The sequence below is a fragment of the Streptomyces sp. NPDC054866 genome, from assembly GCF_053610745.1.
In genome coordinates, this window is the sequence record NZ_JBSGZA010000001.1 from 1,657,170 (window position 1) to 1,676,884 (window position 19,715).

Genomic DNA, 19,715 nt, shown 5'->3' on the forward strand with positions numbered 1-19,715 from the left:
CTCCTGGCCGGGAGGAGGGGTGGGCCTCGGGCCGCGTGTTCCGTCGGGCTCATTCCTCGCCGGCGTTGGCTGCTGTCGGCTCCGTCGGGGCTGTCGGGGCCGCGCGGAGCTGGGCGATGGTCGCGGCCAGTTGGCGTCGGAACGGCTTCGGGATCTCTCCTCCGGTGGCGGCACTGACCAGTTCGTCGGCCACGAGATGCAGCTTGGTGTTCGTGTGCTGGGAAACCGAGACCAGCACGCTCCACGCGTCCTCGGCGCTCAGGCCGAAGGAGGCCATCAGGACTCCGCGCGCCATGTCGATGACGGGTCGCGTTCGCATGGCCCGCCGTAGCTGATCGAGTTCGACGTGCGGGTCCTGCTCGACTCCGGCGTCCGACACGGCCACCAGGTCACCGTCGATGGCCGGTCCGATCGGCGGCAGCGGTCCGTCGTCCTCGCCCGGCGGGCAGGAGCACACGGTGGGGGAGGGGCACATGGTTGGGCGGGAGCACACGCTGGGGGTGCCTTCGCTGCCCTCCACGAGCTGCGCAGGAAGTACACGTTCTGTCATGGCGGCCACTCCGTAGGCGTCCTGGCGTCATCACCTCACCCAGCGTCGGGCCGACGTGCCACACACGTCAAGTGATACATGAAATGCAGTTCGTCTTTTTGAATGCGTGAATCAAACGCCCTATCTTGGAGTGATGGGTGCAGTACCTGAATCACACAGCGGTTGGACCTTCCTCACCAACCACGCCCGCGTGCTGGCCGCGATCGCCGACGACCCCGCCACGCGCATCCGGGACATCGCCGCTCGCTGCCGGCTCACCGAGCGTGCCGTGCAGAAGATCGTCTCCGATCTGGAGGAGGGCGGATACCTCTCCCATACGCGCCAGGGCCGCTCGAACACGTACCGCATCGAGGCGGGGACCATCCTGCGGCACCCCGCCGAATCGGGCCTCGCCGTGGCGGAACTGCTCTCGCTCCTCGCCCAGCACGACGCCGACCAGGGCGACGGGACCCGGCAGTTGGAGTCGGCGCCACCGCACGCGCGCGGCTCGGAAAGCGGCCGGTGACATGCGGGGAAGCGGCGCATGCCCCGCGCGCCGGACCAGAGCGTCCGCAGCCCCTCTGACCTGCGTATCCGTTCCGCGCGGACAGGGTGGCCGTACAGGCGCCGGTTAAGCTGGGGAGCATGGCCTACGAGATTCCGGTGACGCAAGCCCGAGCAGAACTCGCCGACCTGATCAACCGCGTCGTGTACGGCGGTGAGCGGGTGGTCGTCACGCGTCATGGCAAGCCGCTCGTGGCCCTTGTGTCCGCCGCCGACCTGGAACGGCTCGAGGCGCTGCCGGAGACGGACGAGGAGCAGGTGGTCAGCTCCGTCTCGTCGCTGCGCTCCACGTCGTCCCCGTCGACCGGCGCGGGCGAACGGCAGCGGTTCGGCATCGCCGCCGAGCACCAGGGCCCCAACGCCACGTAGCCGTACGGCAATTGAGCCGAGGGATGGGGGCCGTACGCCCCCGTCCGCTACAGCGGGGGCGTACGGCTGTCTCCGTGTGCTGCCGGGTCAGGCGACCGGCTCCGCTTCCCTCGCCGCCTGTGCCTCGTCGCGTGACGCGGCAGCGGGGCGGCGGAGTGCGCCGAGCAGTACGGCCGTCAGACCGAGCAGGGCCCAGAGGGCGAGGGTGACGAGCGGGCCCGTGACGCGCGCGCCGTCGAAGAAGGACACCGAGCGCAGCAGGGTGCCCCCGGCGCCGGGCGGCAGCAACTGGCCGATGAATCCGACCGGTTCGGGCAGCAGCCGAGGCGCGGACGTCACGCCGGAGAACGGGTTGCCGAGCAGCACCATCGTCAGCGCGCCGGCCCCGATGCCCGCCGGGCCGAAGAGCGCGGCGCACCCGGCGACGGCGCCGCCCATCGCGAGCGTCGAGAGCCCCAACACCCCCGCTTCCGCCCACCAGTTGCCCGTCAGGATGCCCAGCCAGCTGTGCGTCACGGCGGCGGCGACCACGCCGACCACCGCGGCGGCCGACACGAGGCAGGCCACCGCGCGGATGCCGCGCAGGCCGAGCATCGTCACGATCGCGCCGGCCGCGACCCCTGCGATCGCCAGCGGCAGGATGCTCGCGCCGAGTGCGGAGCCCCGCGGGTCGGCCGGGGGCGCGGCCACCACATCGGTGGTCGGTACCTCGGTCCCCTCCGGGGCCTGAGCGGACACCGCCTGCTCCAGGAGCTGGGCGACCACCGGGCTCGCCGCGGTCGCGGTCAGCAGCTTCATTCCTTGCGGCGTGACGACGACCGCGCCGTACACGGCCCGGTCCTCGATGGCATCGCGGGCCGCGGCTTCATCGGCGTACCGATGGATCTCGAACGCGCCCTCGCGGTGCTTGAGTTGGGCCGTCAGGGGCGCCGTCGCCGCGGCGGGGCCCGCGATGCCGAGGGGCAGGTCGCGTGGGGCGGTCCTGGCCGCGGGCCAGGCGAAGGCCCACAGGGCGAGGGCCACGAGGGCGGAGACCAGGACGGCCGCCGCCACCATGCGGCGGCCCTGCGGGGGCGGGGTGGCGAGGGGCGTGGACATGAGCCGAGCTCCTTCTGGGATCGCGTGCTGTGCGGCGGGCTCTTCGTGTGCCGTGCCGCGGGCTCTTCCGGAATCAACGATGAATCAACGATGAGATAAAAGAGAAGGATCGTTCGTTTTACGTGATGGCCTCACTGTGCTGCCGGGCGTGGCGCTTGTCAAGAATGAATGTTCGTTTTAGTTTGGCGACATGGCTCGCGTATCCCAGGAACACCTCGACGCACGCCGCCGCCAGATCCTTGACGGCGCCGCCCTCTGCTTCGCCCGCAATGGCTTCCACGCCACCTCGATGCAGGACGTGCTCAAGGAGGTCGGCCTCTCGGCCGGAGCGGTCTACCGCTACTTCCGGGGCAAGGAAGAGCTGATCGGGGCGATCGTCGGCGAGGTCCTCGAGTGGATCCAGGCGACCTTCGAGGAGGCGGCCAAGGAGACCCCGCCGCCACCGCCGGACGTGCTGGTCGGCCAGGCCCTCGCCCAGGTGCTCCGCCGCAAGCCCGGCGTCCAGGAGGGGGAGGTCTCGTACTTCCCGCGGCTGCTCGTGCAGGTGTGGGCGGAGACCCTGCGCAACAAAGAGCTCGCCGCCGTCCTGAACCAGGGTTACGCCAAGGTGCGGGTGGCCTGGGTGAAGATCGTCGAGGGGTATCAGGCGGCGGGCATGATGCGCGACGACATCCCGGCCGACCATGTCGCGCGGGTGATGGTCGCCGCGGCTCAGGGGTTCGCCGCCCAGCTGGCGCTGTTCGACGAGGTCCCGGTCGAGGCGCTGCAGGACGGTCTGCGCGGTCTGATGAGTATGGGTCAGCCCAGCTGATGGTCATGGAGCGGTCAAGTGCTGGTTAACCTCGTTGAAACTCCCCCCAACTAGCCTGCCATGCCACGCCACCAGGGGATTTCGTAACCGGGGTGCGCAAGATCGAGCGCACTGTCTGTGTGTTACATCTATATCCGTCGCGGTGGCCGCGGCAGCCGGACCCCGCACGGTCCGGAGCGAGGACTGTGAGGTGGGACGCGTGCAACTGACCCCGCACGAGCAGGAGAGACTGCTCATCCATGTGGCCGCGGACGTGGCCGAGAAGCGAAGGGCGCGGGGGCTGCTGCTCAATCACCCCGAGGCGATCGCGCTCATCACGTCCCACATCCTCGAAGGTGCCCGTGACGGCCGCACCGTATCCGAACTCATGTCGTCGGGGCGCAAGGTGCTCACCCGTGACGACGTGATGGGCGGCATCCCCGAGATGATCCACGACGTCCAGGTCGAGGCCACCTTCCCGGACGGCACCAAGCTCGTCACCGTCCACGACCCGATCGTCTGACGGGGGCCGGCCACATGAGTTCCGCGCAGAGTCCCACGCACCCCGTCATCCCCGGCGAGATCCTCTTCGCCGACGAGCCCGTCGCCTACAACGTGGGCCGCGAGGTCACCGCCCTCACCGTCCTCAACGCCGCCGACCGCCCCGTCCAGGTCGGCTCCCACTACCACTTCGCCGAGGCCAACCCCGGTCTCGACTTCGACCGCGCCGCCGCGCACGGCAAGCGGCTCAACATCGCCGCGGGCACCGCCGTGCGCTTCGAGCCCGGAATCCCCGTCGACGTCGAACTCGTCCCCCTGGCCGGTCTGCGCATCGTGCCAGGACTGCGCGGCGAGACCGGAGGCCCCCTCGATGCCTGAGCTGTCCCGCGCCGCGTACGCCGATCTGTTCGGCCCCACCACGGGCGATCGCATCCGGCTCGCCGACACCGACCTCCTCGTCGAGATCGAGGAGGACCGCTCCGGCGGCCCCGGACGCTCCGGCGACGAAGCCGTGTTCGGCGGCGGCAAGGTCATCCGCGAGTCGATGGGGCAGTCGCGCACGACCCGCGCCGAAGGAGCCCCCGACACCGTCGTCACCGGCGCCGTGATCATCGACCACTGGGGCATCGTCAAGGCCGACATCGGCATACGGGACGGCCGCGTCACCGGCATCGGAAAGTCCGGCAACCCGGACACGATGGACGGCGTGCACCCCGATCTCGTGATCGGCCCGGAGACCGAAGTCATCGCGGGCAACGGCAAGATCCTCACCGCGGGCGGCATCGACACCCACATCCACTTCATCTCGCCGACCATCGTCGACGAGGCGCTCGCCTCCGGGGTCACCACCCTCATCGGGGGCGGTACGGGACCGGCCGAGGGCAGCAAGGCGACCACGATCACGCCCGGCTCCTGGCACCTGGCCCGGATGTTCGCCGCGATGGACTCCAGCCCCGTCAACATCGGCTTCCTCGGCAAGGGCAACACGGTCTCCAGCGAGTCCATGCACGCCCAACTGCGCGCCGGAGCCGTCAGCTTCAAGATCCACGAGGACTGGGGCGCGACGCCCGCCACCATCGACGCGTGCCTGAACGTCTGTGAGGACACCGGCGCCCAGCTCGCCGTCCACACCGACACCCTCAACGAGGCGGGCTTCATCGACGCCACCTTCGCCGCCGTCGCGGGCCGCACCCTGCACGCCTTCCATGTGGAGGGCGCGGGCGGCGGGCACGCCCCGGACATGATCACGGCGGTGTCGCTGCCGAACATGCTGCCAAGCTCCACCAACCCGACCCGGCCGCACACCGTCAACACCGTCGAGGAACACCTCGACATGCTGATGGTCTGCCACCACCTCAACCCGGCGGTCCCCGAGGACCTCGCCTTCGCCGAGTCGCGCATCCGGCCCACCACCATCGGGGCCGAGGACATCCTGCACGACCTCGGCGCCATCTCGATCATGTCGTCGGACTCGCAGGCCATGGGACGCATCGGCGAGGTCATCATGCGTACCTGGCAGACCGCCCATGTGATGAAGCGGCGGCGCGGCTTCCTGCCGGGGGACACCCGCGCGGACAACCGGCGCGCGCGTCGCTATGTCGCCAAGTACACGATCAACGCGGCGGTCGCGCAGGGCGTCGACCACGAGATCGGCTCGGTCGAGAGCGGCAAGCTCGCCGACCTGGTGCTGTGGGACCCGAAGTTCTTCGGCGTCAAGCCCCAACTGGTCATCAAGGGCGGGCAGATCGCGTACGCGCAGATGGGCGACGCCAACGCCTCCATCCCCACTCCGCAGCCGGTCCTTCCGCGGCCCATGTTCGGTGCGCGAGGCGCGGCGCCGGGGCTCAACTCCCTTAACTTCGTGACGCAGTCGGCGCTGGACGACGGGCTGCCGGAACGGCTCGGCCTGGCCAAGGAGTTCACCGCGATCCGCTCCACGCGCGGGCGCACGAAGGCGGACATGCGCGAGAACGACGCCCTGCCGAGGGTGGAGGTCGCTCCCGACAGCTTCGCCGTCACCATCGACGGCGAGCTCGTCGAGCCGTCGCCCGCCGCCGAACTGCCGCTCGCGCAGCGGTACTTCCTTTTCTGATGGCGGTTGCTGTGACGACGGTCGACCGCGATGTCTAGAGCCGCACTTCTCGTCCTGGCCGACGGCCGGTTCCCCGCGGGAGGGCACGCGCACTCCGGAGGGGCCGAGGAGGCCGTCAAAGCGGGCCGGATCACCGGCGCCGCCGACCTGGAGGAATTCTGCCGGGGGCGGCTGCACACGACGGGGCTGGTGTCGGCCGCGTTGGCGGCGGCCGCCGCGCTCGGGCTCGATCCGCTGGATCTTGACGAGGCCGCCGACGCGCGGACACCGTCGGCCGCGCTCCGGGGCGCGGGACGGCGGCTCGGGCGGCAGATGATGCGGGCCGCGCGAGCCGCGTGGCCCGACCCCGCGCTGGACCAGCTGGCCGCGGCCCGGCCCAAGGGGGCGCATCAGCCAGTGGTGTTGGGACTCGCGGCTCGGGTCGCGGGGCTCGGGCCGGAAGACGCCGCGTACTGCTCCGCGTACGAGTGTGTCAGCGGGCCGGCGACGGCGACGGTGCGGTTGCTGAGCCTGGACCCGTTCGACGCGACGGGGGTGTTGGCTCGGCTTGCCCCCGAGCTCGATCTCGTCGCCGGGGCGGCGGCAGATGCGGCGCGGTGCGCCCTTGTCGACGGGGTGGATGCGTTGCCCGCGGCTTCCGCGCCGCTGTTGGAGGTGGGGGCGGAGGCGCATGCGGGGTGGGCGGCGCGGTTGTTCGCGTCGTAGGTCTCCGTATCCGTGCCCGCCCCTTCCCGAAGCTGGGACCCCGGCTCTCCGTCCCAAGCCCCGGCCCTCAAACACCGGACCGGCTGACGGGCCGGACTGTGCCCGCCGCACAGCCTGAAAGAACTGCTGAACCCTAAGGAGTCGCACATGCACCTCAATCACTCCCACGACGAAGCCACCGCCGTCAGCGCCGACGCCCACCGCTCCGACGGGCGCCGCCGCGCCCTGCGGATCGGGCTCGGCGGGCCCGTCGGGTCCGGCAAGACCGCCACCGTCGCCGCGCTCTGCAAGGAGCTGCGGACCGAGCTGTCCCTCGCCGTCGTCACGAACGACATCTACACGCGCGAGGACGCCGAGTTCCTGCTGCGCGAGGCCGTGCTCCCGCCCGAGAGGATCACCGCCGTGGAGACCGGCGCGTGCCCACACACCGCGATCCGTGACGACATCTCCGCCAACCTGGAGGCCGTGGAGGACCTGGAGGACGAAGTCGGGCCGCTCGACCTGATCCTCGTCGAGTCCGGCGGTGACAACCTCACCGCCACCTTCTCCAAGGGCCTCGTCGACGCGCAGATCTTCGTCATCGACGTCGCGGGCGGCGACGACATCCCGCGCAAGGGCGGCCCCGGCGTCAGCACCGCCGACCTCCTGGTGGTCAACAAGACCGATCTCGCCCCGCACGTCGGCTCCGACCTCGCCCGCATGGCCGCGGACGCCAAGGCTCAGCGTGCCGAACTGCCCGTCGTCTTCCAGTCGTTGAGGTCGGAGGAGGGTGTCGGCCCCGTCGCGGCCTGGGTGCGCGCCCAGTACACCGCCTGGACCGCGTCCGCATGAGCACGGAGACCGTCTCCGCGTCGGGTGTGCGCGGCACCGCCCGCATCACCGCGCGGGGGGACGGGCGGGGCGGCACCGTCCTGCCCGTGCTCGACGGGGAGGGACAGCTCGCCCCGCGCCGCACCCGGTCGGCAGGAAGGGGCGCCCACGTCACGCTGGTCGGAGCGATGAGCGGCCCCCTCGGCGGCGACCACCTCACGGTCGAGGCCGCCGCACACGACGGGGCCCGGCTGCACATCGGCTCGGCCGCCGCCACGCTGGCCCTGCCGGGGCAGTCGAAGGAGGCGGCGCGCTACGACGTGCGGCTCACGGTCGGCGACGACGCCGAACTGTACTGGCTGCCGGAGCAGTTGATCTCCGTACGCGACAGCGATCTGCGGGTCACCACGCGGGCGGAGCTCACCGCGAGCGCGCGCCTGGTGCTGCGGGAGGAGCAGGTGCTCGGGCGGACCGGCGAAGACGCGGGCCGCCTCAGCAGCCGCCTCACCGTGCGCCGGGCAGGGCGGCTCCTCCTCGACCAGGAACTCTCCTGCGGCCCCGGAGCCCCCGGCGGATGGGACGGCCCGGCGGTCCTCGCAGGGCATCGCGCAATCGGGCAACTCATCATCGTAAGCCCGGAGTTCGAACAAAACCTGCCCGAGCCCACGCTCCTCGCCGACGGGTCCGCACTCACCCCACTCGCCGGCCCCGCAGTGCTCGTCACAGCAGTCGCCCCCGACGCACTGCGGGTCCGCCGAGTCCTCGACGGAGCCTTGCGCACACTCACGTGAACAGGGTCATAACCGCTCAGCGGAGTTCCCTGCACCGTCTATCGGATTAGCGACTGGGGATGGGAGTCACCCTCGGGTTGGAGTGCTTCTCATCTGTGCTGATGGTCCGCTGACGTCCATGGTTGGTTGCGGCTGCGCGGTGGCATTGTCACGCAGTTGGAAACTCATCGGACTGCCCTTCCACGGCCCGAGGACGGCCCTGGGGAGGTGCTCATGCGGTGGGCGACACCTGCCTTGTAAGTTCTGTCAGGAGTGGGCTGGCTCTGCTCCCGCCCGCGACCCCAGGTCCGTCGCTGGCCACTCGACGTCGCCGACATCCGCCACCGTTGATGTCAGGCCCTTCTGATCCGTAGCTCTAGCCGAATCGGTCAGCGACGGCCTCCACCAGCGCATCTGTTGGTCGTGAATCGCCAGAATGATGAACGCGCACGCTGGTTCAGCAGGCCCAAACAGGCTACGTCAGCGACCTAACGGCCAGTGTCGATCGATTCCAGTCCCGTCGGCGCACGTCTTGGAGCTAACGAGTAAGAAGTGCTCAACATTCTTACTAAAGGGAGAGCGACATGAGCACGCCGGAAACGCAGATCAACGAGCTGCGCCTGCATAGGCTCAAGTTCCTTGAGGAGCACTACAAAGAGATCGGCAGGCTCCGGGATGGCCTGCACTCAAACCTGCGAGAGATTGACCTCAAGATCGCCAGGGTCGGTAATCGAGATGCCAGGCTGCCGTGCCTCGTTCGGCGCACCCCTGGGCCGCAGCTCACGATCTACCATGCAGCGGATGCCCCATGCGGGCGTGTGCATGAACGGCGAAACTTCCGAAGGCTCCCCGAGGTAGAGGCGCGAGACGCGTCCCCGTATATGTGGCTGGAGCGTTGTAGCGCCTGCAATTGGGCTCGCGCTGCGAGGATGCACGGCAAGCGCCTGTTGGACGACTAAACACCACCCGCAGCCTGTAGGCAGTCGGTGGAGCGGCTTTGGGCGGGAGCTGCCATGGGCGAGTAATCATGGCCCCCTAAGCTTCCGGCGTGTCGGACAGTCTGTGGGCCTGCCCGGTAAGGCACGACGTTGGGGTCATGATCTGCGAGGCTCGCCCCATGGTGGCTGCCTAAAGCCGTGGAGCCGACCGCCCTGACCTTGGGCGGGTTTCCCTGTTCACCCGGCCGCAGTCCGCGTCCGGGCTGGCCCATGTGATCAGCAGGGCGGAGGGCGGCGGCGGATCAGGCGCGTTGGTCCGCCGGTCCCCGTGGCCCCATGATCCGGCCTGTTCGGTGCCCCAAAGCGTCGTTGACCTGTGGTGTGGCAATCGCCAGTATCCCTATGGCCCGGTGCTGGGTCTCTTGGCCCTTTGGGCGCGACGGGCGGACGGCGGCACGCGGCCGGTGACGGAGGCATAGAGGCAGCGGGGCCTTCGGATCTTTGCTTCCTTTGGCGCTCGGGTCTGGTGGTGGTCTTGATGGGGTGTGCTTGTGCGTGCGCCTTGATTAAGTAGGGAAAGTTCTATCCAGTCCCGCGCGCGGGCATGACGGGGGAGTTCGGGCCGCGACCGAATGGCGTCCTTGTGGTGGTGCCCGTCGGCTGCTCCCATGTTTCTGGGGTCTGTACTTGCATGGGGGGGCAAACATGAGTGATCTCAACGTCGTTCGGTGGAAGCGGCATGGGCAAGATCGGCTCTATGTGAATCTCCCTGACGGCTCCGCTGCTGCATGGGCCGACTGCCGGACCGGCAAGGTCACGATCCTGGTCGAGCCGTATCGGCATGAGGCACTCAGGTTGTTGCGTCCGCTCCTCACGCGACCTTCGCCCGTATCGAGATCGAGCGCCGCTGCGAAGCCCAAACCGCGTACTACGGCTGGGCGGGAAGTCGTTCCGGAGTTGCCCCCACTGACGCCGCCGGACGATCTCGCCTTGAACCGGCCGGGGGAGGGCCTTAGGCGCCTGCTTGCTGAGAAGGGACCCGGCGCTGCGCAGAGGGTGGTCTCATGGTTGTTGCGGCGTGAGTCTGAGTGGGATTCATGGCGCATGGGGCTCGCCGGTGAACGTCGGGTGGGAGGCGAGTTACAGCGGCTCTCGCGGTCTGGCTGGCGTGTGCTGCATTCCGTTCCGCTGCCTCGGGACGTGGACATTGACCATCTTCTGATCGGTCCCGGTGGGGTGTTCAGCATCAACACCAAGCGCCACTTCGGAAAGTCCGTATGGGTCGGCGATGAGATGGCGAAGGTCAGTCACGGTCCGCCGCAGCCATACGCACGCAAGAGCAAGGCGGAGGCTGGACGAGTCCAGGCGGTGTTGGAGCGGTACGCCCACATCCCGGTTCAAGTGCAGCCGGTCATCGTGTTCGTTGGTGTGACAGAACTGACCAAGGCGGCCACGCAGTTCACCGTCCGTGTGTATCGCGAGCGGGAAGTTTCTGCGCTTGGCCCGCTCAGTGGGGTGCTTGATGCCAGGCAGATCGATGCGTTGTACGCGGTTGCACGGCATCGGCGCGCTTGGCTGTCCGCCTGAGGTGAGCGCGATTTGGGCCCCGTTCGGTTGGTTCCCTCCGCAGGCTTGAGCCACTCGGCGGCGCCTCACTCATGCAACGGATCACCGAGTTAGCGCCGGACGCGGTGCCTGCGATCCCTCCACACATCGCGGTGTGGCGCTCGGTCCGAAGCACGGGGGATCCCAGGACCCGGAAGTCTCCTCGCACGCTGGTTCAGCGGGAGCGTCAAGACTTGCAACGTCGGGCTGTCGGTGCCAAGTGGCAGGAGAACGGGCTCGTGTTCGCCTCGGCTGTCGGTACGCAGTTGGATGCGACGAGCGTGCGACACGAGTTCCGCCGAGTCCTCGGGCGGGGCAAGGCCCGAGGGGTTGAAGGAGATTCCGCGGCTGGTGGGTCACTCCCGCCAGGTCACGACCGAGACCGTGTATCGGAAGCAGCTCCGCCCGGTGATCCAGACGGGGCAAAGACCGGGGCAACCGTCATGGACGACATCTTCGGGCTCCCTCTGGAGCCGTAGTCAGTCACTCAGTTAGTCCCGCATGCAGCGGTCGAAGCCCGATTCCCCGGGGGATCAGGCCTCTTACCTGGACGAACCGCTCACCGGTTCCAGCGACCCGGTTATCGGATTGGTAAAGAAACACCCGCCCCGTCTGTCGCACTGAACCCGATGACCGACAGGATCCTCCTACTGTTCGAAAATCGACAGGTAAAGCGACAGGGGGAGGAACCAGTTGAGACGCACCACAGCATTCGGCGCCGCCGGCACGCTGATCACGGGCTCGCTCATAGCGGGCGCGATCATGGCGCCCGTCGCCAATGCGGACGCCCGCCGGAGTGGCGGCAGCGCTGACGCCCGCCAGCGGACCAGCTCCGAGGCGCGCGGTGTCGCGCTCGCCGCGCAGCGTGCCGCCAAGGCCGGCATCGACTGGCAGGCGTGCCCCGCCGACTGGGGTCTGGACAAGGCGATCAAGTGCGGCTGGGTCACCGTCCCGCTCGACTACGCCAAGCCCAACGGCAAGAAGATCAAGCTCGCCGTCGACCGCATCGGCAGCACGGGGACGAAGGAGGAGCGCCAGGGCGCGCTGCTCTACAACCCCGGCGGCCCGGGCGCCTCCGGGCTGCGCTTCCCCAACCGCGTGGTCACCAAGGCCAAGCTCTGGGAGAAGACGGCGAAGGCGTACGACTTCGTGGGCTTCGAGCCGCGCGGTGTCGGCCACTCGGCGCCCATCTCCTGTGTGGACCCGCAGGAGTTCGTCAAGGCCCCCAAGCTCGACCCGGTGCCGGACTCCGAGGCGGACAAGCGTGCCCAGCGCAAGCTCGCCGCCGAGTACGCGGACGGCTGCGCCGAGCGCAGCGGCGAGATGCTGCCGCACATGACGACGCCGAACACCGCGCGCGACCTGGACGTCATCAGGGCCGCGCTCGGCGAGAAGAAGCTGAACTTCATCGGCGTCTCCTACGGCACCTACCTCGGCGCGGTCTACGGAACGCTCTTCCCGACGCACGTGCGCCGCATGGTCGTCGACTCCGTGGTCAACCCGTCGAAGAAGAAGATCTGGTACGAGGCCAACCTCGACCAGGACGTCGCCTTCGAGATCCGCCTCAAGGACTGGATGAAGTGGGTCGCCAAGTACGACGCCACCTTCCACCTCGGGGACACCGCGGACAAGGTCGCCAAGAACTGGGACAAGCTGCGCGCCGCCGCGAAGAAGGAGCCGCTGGGCGGAGTCGTCGGCCCCGCCGAGCTCATCGCCTACTTCCAGAGCGCTCCGTACTACGACTCCGCCTGGGTGGGGATCGCGACGAACTTCAGCAAGTACGTCGCCGGTGACGCCAAGCCGCTGATCGAGGCAGCCAGCCCCGACCTGTCGGACACCGCGGGCAACATCGCCTCGGAGAACGGCAACGCCGTCTACACGGCCGTCGAGTGCGCGGACGCCAAGTGGCCCACCAGCTGGAAGAAGTGGGACCGCGACAACACCCGCATCCACCGTGACAACCCGTTCATGACGTGGTCCAACGCCTGGATGAACCTGCCCTGCGCGACCTGGAAGAGCAAGCAGCACGAGCCGGTCGAGGTCAAGACCGGCAAGGGCCTGCCGCCCGTCCTGATCGCCCAGGCCACCCGCGACGCGGCCACGCCGTACGAGGGTGCCGTCGAGCTGCACAAGCGGTTCAAGGGCTCGCGTCTGATCACGGAGAAGGACGCCGGCTCGCACGGCATCACGAACCTGGTCAACCCGTGCCTCAACGACCGTGTCGACACCTACCTGCTGACCGGCAAGGTCGACAGCAAGGACGTGACGTGCGCACCGCACGCCACGCCCAAGCCGTGACCGTCCGCCGTTAGGCAGCCGCCGGGCATGTGAGCAAGGGGGCGACCGGATCACTCCGGTCGCCCCCTTCCTCTTATGCTGTCGCTTCCTGCGCGATCGCGGCCCTACGCGGCTCAGCGATCGCCTCGTAGTCCGCAGTGCTCAGCGCCAGCGAACGGTCCAGGCGCGCCGCGTTGAAGAACAGCTCGTCATGGGCCAACAGCGCCGGATCCACGACCAGTTCGAGCTCGGGGTCGAAGGAGAACGGCAGGATCGTGCCGCTCACGCTGCCCGCGAGCCGCTCGGCCGCCTCCTGCGTCGCGAAGCCCGCGTACGTCCCGCCCAGGAGCTGCTTGACGGCGTTCAGATCGACGCGCCGGTCACCGGGCACCACCGCGAGCACGTACCGCTTCGTCTTCTTGCCGATCTTCACCATCACCACGATGCATTTGGCCGCCTGCTGGAGGGTGTTGCCCCGCAGCGCGCTCACCGCCTCCGTGCCGCCCTCCTCCTCGTGCTCGATGACGCGGTACGCCGCGCCCCGCTCGTCGAGAAGCCCGATCAGCTTGGTGTAGAGGCTGTGTTCGCTCATGGGCACGACCGTACGTCACCTCATCAACTCAGCGGCATCCGGGGGAACTTCCGCCTGCTCGCCGCGGCGGCACGCTCGGCCTCCTCCGCCTTCACGACCGCGGCGTACTTGTCGACGTACTCCTGCCCGGAGAGCCCGAGGATGGCGTACATGATCTCGTCCGTGACCGCGCGCAGGACCGCCTTCTCGTTCTCCATGCCCGCGTAGCGCGAGAAGTCCAGCGGTGCGCCGAAGCGGATCGACACACTCTGGAAGTTCGGCATCTTCTGACCCGGCGGCTGCGCCTCGAACGTGCCGATCATCGCGCACGGGATCACCGGCACCTGCGCCTTCAGCGCCATCGCGGCGACGCCGACCTTCCCCTTGTAGAGGCGCCCGTCGTGCGAGCGTGTGCCCTCCGGATAGATGCCGAGCAGCTCACCCTTGCCCAGCACCCCGAGGCCCTCGCGGATCGCCGCCTGGCCCGCCTCCTTGCCGGAGCGGTCCACCGGGATCTGCCCGGCGCTGCGGAAGAACGCGGCGGTCAGGCGGCCCCTGATGCCGGGGCCCGTGAAGTACTCGGCCTTGGCGAGGAAGGTGATCCGCCGCTTGATGATGGCGGGCATCAGAAAGTGGTCCGAGAACGAGAGGTGATTGCCCGCCACGATCGCCGCACCCGACTCCGGTACATGCTCGAGCCCCTCGATGCGAGGCCGGAACATGAGCCGCAGCAGCGGCCCCAGGACGACGTACTTGAGCAGGTAGTAGAACACCCATTGCTCCTTGACGTAGGTGGACCGGCCTGGGTGCTGCGTCGTCGCAGGTCACGGGTCCTCGCGCAGCGGTCAGTTTAGGTGCGCGGCCCCGACGGGAGAAGGGACCGAAGCCGGGTGGCCCCGGTCCCTTCGCGCAACTGTGCGCCCGGCGGCCGACGGGACACCCGTCCGGGCGCCGCACCGGACCCGTCCGGGTGACCGCCCGGCGTGTCGCCCGCGCGAGCGGCGGGCGCGGGGGTGGCCTGGCCTCTCTCCGACGCAGTACGTCACCGCCCCAGGAGGCCCACATGAGCTCTCGTCCCACGTCCCGCCTGCGCCCGGCAGCGGCTGCCGCCGCAGCGCTGATCTCCCTCGCCGTGGCCGCGCCCGCCCACGCGGCCGGCGAAACGGCCCCCGAGCGGTCGAGCGGCGTCTTCCTCACCGTCACGGGGCAGGACAACGCCTGGGTGCGCGGGGTCCTGCTGGACTGCGTGACCCAGCGGCCCGCTCACCATCCGCACGCGGCCGAGGCCTGCGCGGCGATCGACAAGGCGCACGGTGACTTCGACGCGCTGCCCGCGAAGCCGGGGATCTGCACCAAGCAGTACGCCCCGGTCACCGTGAGCGCGACGGGGGTCCACCGCGGCAAGCCGGTCAGCTGGCACAAGCGGTACGGCAACGCCTGCGAGATGGAGTACTCGACGGGCGCCGTCTTCCGCTTCTGACCGTCCCGGCGCCGCTCCGAGCCTCTCCTCCGCTGCCGCGCCTCTCCTCGCTGCCGCGCGGCGCCCCTCAGGGGGTGCTGCGCGAGAGCACCATCGCCAGCGTGAGCATCCCGATGACGACCCAGCCGAACCACAGCCAGCCGTTGCTCCCCAGCGCGACCGAGTACGCGGTCACCGCGACCAAGCCTCCGATGGTGAATACACCCATCGTCTTCGTAGAATCAGGCATCGCCCTGCCTCCTCCCGGCAGCCCCGACGCCTCGACGCCAAGACCGCGGCCTGAGACCATCCTCGCCCGTGAAGACCCTTTGCCGCTAGCGCCCGCGCGCGGCCAGTGAGGCCAGATAGGCGTTGTACGCCTCGAGCTCCTTGTCACCGTCACGGTCGGCGGCCCGGTCCGTACGCCGTGCCTGGCGCTGTTCGGAGCGGTACCACTGGAAGAGCAGCGCGAGCAGCACGAGCACCGATGGCACCTCACTGAACGCCCAGGCGATGCCGCCCGCGGCGGTCTGATCAGCGAGTGCGTCGATGCCCAGGGAGGAGGGCGGGTTCTTGTACGTACCGACCATCGGCTCGGACGCCATCATCAGCGCGATACCGAAGAACGCGTGGAACGGCATGCCCGCGAACAGCTCCAGCATCCGCATGATGTATCCCGGCCGGTGCGGACCCGGGTCGACGCCCATGATCGGCCAGAAAAAGACCAGGCCGACGGCGAGGAAGTGCACCATCATCCCGATGTGGCCCGCCTTGGACCCCATCAGGGTGTCGAAGAGCGGGGTGAAGTACAGCGCGTACAGGCTCGCGATGAACAGCGGGATCGTGAACGCGGGGTGCGTGATGATCCGCATGTAGCGGCTCTGCAGGATCCACAGCAGCCACTCGCGCGGGCCCTTGCGGCCGCGGGCCGCGACCGGCAGCGCGCGCAGGGCGAGGGTGATCGGGGCGCCCATCAGGATCAGGATCGGCGAGAGCATGCTGATGACCATGTGCTGGACCATGTGCACGCTGAACATGACCATGCCGTAGTCGTTCAGCTTGGTGCACATCACGAGCAGGATGGTCAGCACGCCCGCCACGAAGGAGATCGTGCGGCCGACCTGCCACTTGTCACCGCGGCGTACGAGCCGGACCACGCCCCAGCCGTAGAGCGCGAGGGCCACCAGGCAGCTGATGAGGAAGAAGGGGTCGGCCGAGAGTTCGAGCCCGCGCCCCAGCGTGAACGGCGGCAGATCCATGTTCATGCCGTGCCCGCTGTGATCCATCCACTGGCTCCTGATTCGTGCGGTTGTGCGCTGTGTGTCCGCACCAGACTAGAACGGCCCCCGGACGCCGACGCGTCCGGGGGCCGTTCCAAAAGAGCCTTCGCGAAGAGCCTGGCCTAGAGCACGCACTCCGCCTCGGCGTACCGCTCGTCCGGCACCGTCTTCAGCGTCTCGACCGCCTCGGCGAGCGGGACCATCGTGATGTCCGTGCCGCGCAGCGCGGTCATCTTGCCGAACTCGCCGCGGTGCACGGCCTCCACGGCGTGCCAGCCGAAGCGGGTTGCGAGCACGCGGTCGTACGCGGTCGGGGTGCCGCCGCGCTGGACGTGCCCGAGGATCACCGGGCGCGCCTCCTTGCCCAGGCGCTGCTCCAGCTCGCCGGAGAGCCGCGTGGCGATGCCCGCGAAGCGCTCGTGGCCGTACATGTCCTTGACGCCCTCGTCGAACTCCATCGTGCCCTCGCGGGGCTTGGCGCCCTCGGCGGCCACGACGATCGCGAACTTCTTGCCCGCGGAGAAGCGTTCGCCGACCTTCCGCGCCAGTTCCTCGATGTCGAAGGGACGCTCGGGCACGACGATCGCGTGCGCGCCCGCGGCCATGCCCGAGTGCAGCGCGATCCAGCCGGTGTGCCGGCCCATGACCTCGACGATCAGGACCCGCTGGTGCGACTCGGCGGTCGTCTTGAGGCGGTCGAGGGCTTCGGTCGCCACGCCGACCGCGGTGTCGAAGCCGAACGTCACGTCGGTCACCGCGATGTCGTTGTCGATCGTCTTGGGCACCCCGACGATCGGCAGACCGGCGTCGGACAGGAGCCGGGCCGCCTTCAGCGTGCCTTCGCCGCCGATCGGGATGACCGCGTCGAGGCCCAGGTCGGCGAGGTGGCCCTTGGCCCGCTCCACGCCGTCGCGCAGGTGCGCGGGCTGGACACGCGAGGAGCCGAGAATCGTTCCGCCTCGCGCCAGGATGCCGCCCACCGCGTCCAGGTCGAGCTTGCGGTAGTCGCATTCGAGCAGGCCGCGCCAGCCGTCGTGGAAGCCGATGACCTCGTCACCGTGGTCGACGACGGCACGGTGCACGACCGAGCGGATGACGGCGTTGAGACCGGGGCAGTCGCCGCCGGACGTGAGGACACCAATGCGCATAGCCCGTCAACGTCTTTCATAAAGAGGGGCCCTTTGCTACGTGGGCCGAAATCCGGACCACGTCGTCCGGCGGGAACCCCGCCACCCTATAGGCGACAGGGGGCGGGGCCGCACCGGGCGTCCGACTGCTGGACGCCGCCGCTCACCTGTGCGGCGGGGGCTTCAGGCGGGCTGCTGCGCCGCGTTCATGCGCTCGGCGCGCAGCGCCTCGTACCAGCGGTCGTCCGTCGGCGGCAGCGCGTTCACGTCGAGGGCCAGCTTCAGGAGCAGGTCCGCGATCAGCGGGTTGCGGGCGAGGACGGGGCCGTGCATGTACGTGCCGAAGACGGTGCCGTTGTACGCGCCCTCGGTGCCGTCGCCCGTGCCGTTGCCCCGGCCGAGCGTGACGCGGGCGAGCGGCCGTGCGGACGGGCCGATGTGCGTGATGCCCTGGTGGTTCTCGAAGCCGGTCAGCGGGGGCAGGCCCAGCTGCGGGTCGATGTCGCCGAGGACGTCGCCGACGCAGCGGTCGCCCTCGCCGCGGGTGGAGATCACGTCGAGCAGGCCGAGGCCGGGCTCGCGCTGGCCGAGGTCGTTGATGAACTCCTGGCCCAGGATCTGGTAGCCCGCGCAGACCGAGAAGACGATCGCGCCGTTGCCCACGGCACGCTGCAGGCCACCGTCGCGGCGCAGGCGCTCGGCGGCCAGGCGCTGCGGGCGGTCCTCGCCGCCGCCGATCAGGTAGATGTCGCCGGAGGTGGGCACCGGCTGGTCGCTGCGCACGTCGTAACGCTCGACCTGGAGGCCGCGCTGGTGGGCGCGGCGCTCCACGACCAGGGCGTTGCCCTGGTCTCCGTACGTGCTGAGCAGGTCGGGGTAGACCCACACCAGCCGCAGGCTGTTGTCGCTCATGCTCATTCGTCCCTACGAGGGTCTAGAGGGTCCGGTGGGGTCAGTTGCCGACGCGGCGGCGCAGGTCCTGGAACGCGGTGTAGTTCGCGATCGTCTCGATCCGTCCGGGCGGCGCGAGCTGCACGGCCTCGTCGAGGGACTCGCAGACCCGGAAGTCCAGGCCCGCGACCTCAAGACGCACGGCGAGGTCCAGCTTGCGGTCGCCGAGCACGAAGATCGGATGTCCGGCGAGGCGGGTGTAGTCGACGTCCCACAGCCAGGAGGTGTCGGTGCCGTCGGCGCCACGGGCGTTCACGGAGAGCACCACCGGGGTGGGCGGCGGGTCGATCAGCGAAAACGTTTCGAGCCAGCCCGCGGGGTTCTTCGCGAGGAGCAGGCGCAGATCGCGGCCCTGGAACTGCACGACGTCATAGCGTCCGGCGACGGCCTGCACCTGGTACATCCGCTCCAGGGCGACCTGCGGCGGTACGCCGAAGACGGCGGCGACGGCGGCCGAGGTGGTCGCGTTCGCCTTGTTCGCCCGGCCCGGCAGCTGGAGGTGGATCGGCCAGGCCGAGCCGTGCGGGTCCAGGACGTGGTCGCCGGAGAGCACCCAGCTGGGCGCGGGGCGGCGGAAGCCGCACTCGCCGCAGAACCAGTCGTCACCGGGGCGCTGCATCACACCGCCGCAGGAGGGGCACGACCAGGCGTCGTCCTTCCACTCCTGGCCCGCGGCCACCCACACGACGTTCGGCGACGAGGACGCGGCCCAGACGACCAGCGGGTCGTCCGCGTTCGCGATCACGACCGCCTTGGATCCCGCCAGGCCCTCGCGCCAGTTCTCCGCCATCATGCGGGTCTCGGCGGCGCGGTCCAGCTGGTCGCGCGAGAGGTTCAGGAGCGCGATCGCCTTCGGCTCCACGTCACGGGCGACTCCGGCGAGGTACTTCTCGTCGACCTCGATCACGCCGAACCTGGCGTCCGAACCGCCCGCGAGGGCCGAAGTGATGCCCGCCGGCATGTTCGCGCCAAGCGCGTTCGACACCACGGGCCCGCTGGCGCGCAGCGCCTCCGCGAGCAGCCGGGTCGTGGTCGTCTTGCCGTTCGTGGCAGAGACGAGCACCACGTCCAGGTGCGTGGCCAGTCTCCCGAGCAGGTCGGGGTCGAGCTTGAGCGATACGCGGCCGCCGATCACCGATCCGCTGCCGCGGCCCGCCGCGCGCGACACCGCCGCGGCCGCCTTGCCCGCCGTCACGGCCAGCTTGGCCCGCGGCGACAGCGGGTCCGTGTTGCCTGCCATCAGTTCTGGATCCTCCTTGCGTACGGCGCCGCGCCTGCC

At 69.6% G+C, this 19,715-nt stretch carries 21 protein-coding genes and 1 pseudogene; 13 read left to right on the forward strand and 9 right to left on the reverse strand.

Features of this window, described 5'->3' with window-relative positions; all coding sequences use genetic code 11:
- Positions 1–49: 49 nt before the first annotated feature.
- Positions 50–550 carry an ANTAR domain-containing protein gene (locus tag ACWGI2_RS07130; RefSeq protein WP_453694417.1) on the reverse strand — a complete coding sequence of 167 codons (501 nt, stop codon included), beginning with the start codon at positions 548–550 and terminating at the stop codon, positions 50–52.
- Between the two features lie 133 nt (positions 551–683).
- Here ACWGI2_RS07130 and ACWGI2_RS07135 point away from each other — a divergent pair, with 133 nt between their 5' ends.
- Both ACWGI2_RS07135 and ACWGI2_RS07140 read left to right on the forward strand, forming a co-directional pair.
- On the forward strand, positions 684–1,055 hold the full coding sequence (locus ACWGI2_RS07135) for a helix-turn-helix transcriptional regulator (protein ID WP_453396087.1): 372 nt from the start codon (positions 684–686) through the stop codon (positions 1,053–1,055).
- Between the two features lie 119 nt (positions 1,056–1,174).
- Positions 1,175–1,462, forward strand: coding sequence for a type II toxin-antitoxin system Phd/YefM family antitoxin (locus tag ACWGI2_RS07140; RefSeq protein WP_453694418.1), 288 nt, complete (start codon positions 1,175–1,177; stop codon positions 1,460–1,462).
- Positions 1,463–1,549: 87 nt separating this feature from the next.
- Here ACWGI2_RS07140 and ACWGI2_RS07145 read toward each other — a convergent pair whose 3' ends face one another.
- The gene (locus ACWGI2_RS07145) at positions 1,550–2,560 is read right to left on the reverse strand and encodes an ABC transporter permease (protein WP_453694419.1); all 1,011 of its coding nucleotides are present in this window, start codon (positions 2,558–2,560) and stop codon (positions 1,550–1,552) included.
- A gap of 190 nt (positions 2,561–2,750) precedes the next feature.
- Between ACWGI2_RS07145 and ACWGI2_RS07150 the strand changes: the two genes are divergently transcribed.
- The 10 genes and pseudogenes from ACWGI2_RS07150 to ACWGI2_RS07195 all read left to right on the forward strand — a co-directional run bounded on the left by ACWGI2_RS07150 (position 2,751) and on the right by ACWGI2_RS07195 (position 13,069).
- Complete coding sequence (locus ACWGI2_RS07150; protein WP_453396090.1) at positions 2,751–3,371, forward strand: TetR/AcrR family transcriptional regulator; 621 nt, start codon at positions 2,751–2,753, stop codon at positions 3,369–3,371.
- 199 nt (positions 3,372–3,570) lie between these two features.
- A complete protein-coding gene (locus ACWGI2_RS07155; RefSeq protein WP_453396091.1) occupies positions 3,571–3,873 on the forward strand; it encodes an urease subunit gamma in 303 nt (100 codons plus the stop codon).
- 14 nt (positions 3,874–3,887) lie between these two features.
- A complete protein-coding gene (locus tag ACWGI2_RS07160) occupies positions 3,888–4,229 on the forward strand; it encodes an urease subunit beta (RefSeq protein WP_453396092.1) in 342 nt (113 codons plus the stop codon).
- Complete coding sequence (locus tag ACWGI2_RS07165; RefSeq protein ID WP_453396093.1) at positions 4,222–5,943, forward strand: urease subunit alpha; 1,722 nt, start codon at positions 4,222–4,224, stop codon at positions 5,941–5,943. The genes ACWGI2_RS07160 and ACWGI2_RS07165 overlap by 8 nt, the downstream gene beginning before the upstream one ends.
- 30 nt (positions 5,944–5,973) lie before the next feature.
- The gene (locus ACWGI2_RS07170; RefSeq protein ID WP_453694420.1) at positions 5,974–6,648 is read left to right on the forward strand and encodes an urease accessory protein UreF; all 675 of its coding nucleotides are present in this window, start codon (positions 5,974–5,976) and stop codon (positions 6,646–6,648) included.
- A gap of 147 nt (positions 6,649–6,795) precedes the next feature.
- Positions 6,796–7,479 (forward strand): urease accessory protein UreG, encoded by a 684-nt coding sequence (gene ureG, locus ACWGI2_RS07175; protein ID WP_453694421.1) that lies wholly within the window; start codon positions 6,796–6,798, stop codon positions 7,477–7,479.
- Complete coding sequence (locus ACWGI2_RS07180; protein ID WP_453694422.1) at positions 7,476–8,249, forward strand: urease accessory protein UreD; 774 nt, start codon at positions 7,476–7,478, stop codon at positions 8,247–8,249. The genes ureG and ACWGI2_RS07180 overlap by 4 nt, the downstream gene beginning before the upstream one ends.
- A 1,622-nt stretch (positions 8,250–9,871) precedes the next feature.
- Positions 9,872–10,753 (forward strand): nuclease-related domain-containing protein, encoded by an 882-nt coding sequence (locus ACWGI2_RS07185; RefSeq protein WP_453694423.1) that lies wholly within the window; start codon positions 9,872–9,874, stop codon positions 10,751–10,753.
- Positions 10,754–10,848: 95 nt separating this feature from the next.
- Positions 10,849–11,250: pseudogene (locus ACWGI2_RS07190) on the forward strand (site-specific integrase); the annotation flags it as partial.
- Positions 11,251–11,464: 214 nt separating this feature from the next.
- Complete coding sequence (locus tag ACWGI2_RS07195) at positions 11,465–13,069, forward strand: alpha/beta hydrolase (protein WP_453396097.1); 1,605 nt, start codon at positions 11,465–11,467, stop codon at positions 13,067–13,069.
- Positions 13,070–13,142: 73 nt separating this feature from the next.
- On the opposite strand, the gene ACWGI2_RS07200 is transcribed toward ACWGI2_RS07195, so the two are convergent.
- Both ACWGI2_RS07200 and ACWGI2_RS07205 read right to left on the reverse strand, forming a co-directional pair.
- Positions 13,143–13,640, reverse strand: coding sequence for a YbaK/EbsC family protein (locus ACWGI2_RS07200; RefSeq protein ID WP_453694424.1), 498 nt, complete (start codon positions 13,638–13,640; stop codon positions 13,143–13,145).
- A gap of 23 nt (positions 13,641–13,663) precedes the next feature.
- Complete coding sequence (locus tag ACWGI2_RS07205; RefSeq protein ID WP_453396099.1) at positions 13,664–14,392, reverse strand: lysophospholipid acyltransferase family protein; 729 nt, start codon at positions 14,390–14,392, stop codon at positions 13,664–13,666.
- Between the two features lie 290 nt (positions 14,393–14,682).
- Between ACWGI2_RS07205 and ACWGI2_RS07210 the strand changes: the two genes are divergently transcribed.
- Positions 14,683–15,099, forward strand: a complete 417-nt coding sequence (locus tag ACWGI2_RS07210) for an SSI family serine proteinase inhibitor (protein WP_453396100.1) — start codon at positions 14,683–14,685, stop codon at positions 15,097–15,099.
- A gap of 67 nt (positions 15,100–15,166) precedes the next feature.
- Here the strand turns inward: ACWGI2_RS07210 and ACWGI2_RS07215 are convergent, their stop codons facing one another.
- The 5 genes from ACWGI2_RS07215 to ACWGI2_RS07235 form a co-directional block, all read right to left on the reverse strand.
- Positions 15,167–15,328, reverse strand: coding sequence for a hypothetical protein (locus tag ACWGI2_RS07215; RefSeq protein ID WP_453396101.1), 162 nt, complete (start codon positions 15,326–15,328; stop codon positions 15,167–15,169).
- Positions 15,329–15,413: 85 nt separating this feature from the next.
- On the reverse strand, positions 15,414–16,364 hold the full coding sequence (locus ACWGI2_RS07220) for a cytochrome c oxidase assembly protein (RefSeq protein WP_160509218.1): 951 nt from the start codon (positions 16,362–16,364) through the stop codon (positions 15,414–15,416).
- 116 nt (positions 16,365–16,480) lie between these two features.
- Positions 16,481–17,506 (reverse strand): 6-phosphofructokinase, encoded by a 1,026-nt coding sequence (locus tag ACWGI2_RS07225; protein ID WP_160509219.1) that lies wholly within the window; start codon positions 17,504–17,506, stop codon positions 16,481–16,483.
- Between the two features lie 162 nt (positions 17,507–17,668).
- Positions 17,669–18,397, reverse strand: coding sequence for a type 1 glutamine amidotransferase (locus ACWGI2_RS07230; protein ID WP_160509220.1), 729 nt, complete (start codon positions 18,395–18,397; stop codon positions 17,669–17,671).
- Positions 18,398–18,437: 40 nt separating this feature from the next.
- Positions 18,438–19,676, reverse strand: coding sequence for a MurT ligase domain-containing protein (locus tag ACWGI2_RS07235; protein ID WP_344519320.1), 1,239 nt, complete (start codon positions 19,674–19,676; stop codon positions 18,438–18,440).
- Positions 19,677–19,715: the final 39 nt, after the last annotated feature.

What these genes read in the sequence shown, in the direction of transcription:
- ACWGI2_RS07135 (WP_453396087.1), top strand. Translation starts at nt 684, where the DNA reads ATGGGTGCAGTACCTGAATCACACAGCGGTTGGACCTTCCTCACCAAC.
- ACWGI2_RS07210 (WP_453396100.1), top strand. Translation starts at nt 14,683, where the DNA reads ATGAGCTCTCGTCCCACGTCCCGCCTGCGCCCGGCAGCGGCTGCCGCC.
- ACWGI2_RS07170 (WP_453694420.1), top strand. Translation starts at nt 5,974, where the DNA reads ATGTCTAGAGCCGCACTTCTCGTCCTGGCCGACGGCCGGTTCCCCGCG.
- ACWGI2_RS07235 (WP_344519320.1), bottom strand. Translation starts at nt 19,676, where the DNA reads ATGGCAGGCAACACGGACCCGCTGTCGCCGCGGGCCAAGCTGGCCGTG.
- ACWGI2_RS07220 (WP_160509218.1), bottom strand. Translation starts at nt 16,364, where the DNA reads ATGGATCACAGCGGGCACGGCATGAACATGGATCTGCCGCCGTTCACG.
- ACWGI2_RS07130 (WP_453694417.1), bottom strand. Translation starts at nt 550, where the DNA reads ATGACAGAACGTGTACTTCCTGCGCAGCTCGTGGAGGGCAGCGAAGGC.
- ACWGI2_RS07200 (WP_453694424.1), bottom strand. Translation starts at nt 13,640, where the DNA reads ATGAGCGAACACAGCCTCTACACCAAGCTGATCGGGCTTCTCGACGAG.
- ACWGI2_RS07165 (WP_453396093.1), top strand. Translation starts at nt 4,222, where the DNA reads ATGCCTGAGCTGTCCCGCGCCGCGTACGCCGATCTGTTCGGCCCCACC.
- ACWGI2_RS07180 (WP_453694422.1), top strand. Translation starts at nt 7,476, where the DNA reads ATGAGCACGGAGACCGTCTCCGCGTCGGGTGTGCGCGGCACCGCCCGC.
- ureG (WP_453694421.1), top strand. Translation starts at nt 6,796, where the DNA reads ATGCACCTCAATCACTCCCACGACGAAGCCACCGCCGTCAGCGCCGAC.
- ACWGI2_RS07185 (WP_453694423.1), top strand. Translation starts at nt 9,872, where the DNA reads ATGAGTGATCTCAACGTCGTTCGGTGGAAGCGGCATGGGCAAGATCGG.
- ACWGI2_RS07150 (WP_453396090.1), top strand. Translation starts at nt 2,751, where the DNA reads ATGGCTCGCGTATCCCAGGAACACCTCGACGCACGCCGCCGCCAGATC.
- ACWGI2_RS07230 (WP_160509220.1), bottom strand. Translation starts at nt 18,397, where the DNA reads ATGAGCGACAACAGCCTGCGGCTGGTGTGGGTCTACCCCGACCTGCTC.
- ACWGI2_RS07215 (WP_453396101.1), bottom strand. Translation starts at nt 15,328, where the DNA reads ATGCCTGATTCTACGAAGACGATGGGTGTATTCACCATCGGAGGCTTG.
- ACWGI2_RS07140 (WP_453694418.1), top strand. Translation starts at nt 1,175, where the DNA reads ATGGCCTACGAGATTCCGGTGACGCAAGCCCGAGCAGAACTCGCCGAC.
- ACWGI2_RS07145 (WP_453694419.1), bottom strand. Translation starts at nt 2,560, where the DNA reads ATGTCCACGCCCCTCGCCACCCCGCCCCCGCAGGGCCGCCGCATGGTG.
- ACWGI2_RS07160 (WP_453396092.1), top strand. Translation starts at nt 3,888, where the DNA reads ATGAGTTCCGCGCAGAGTCCCACGCACCCCGTCATCCCCGGCGAGATC.
- ACWGI2_RS07225 (WP_160509219.1), bottom strand. Translation starts at nt 17,506, where the DNA reads ATGCGCATTGGTGTCCTCACGTCCGGCGGCGACTGCCCCGGTCTCAAC.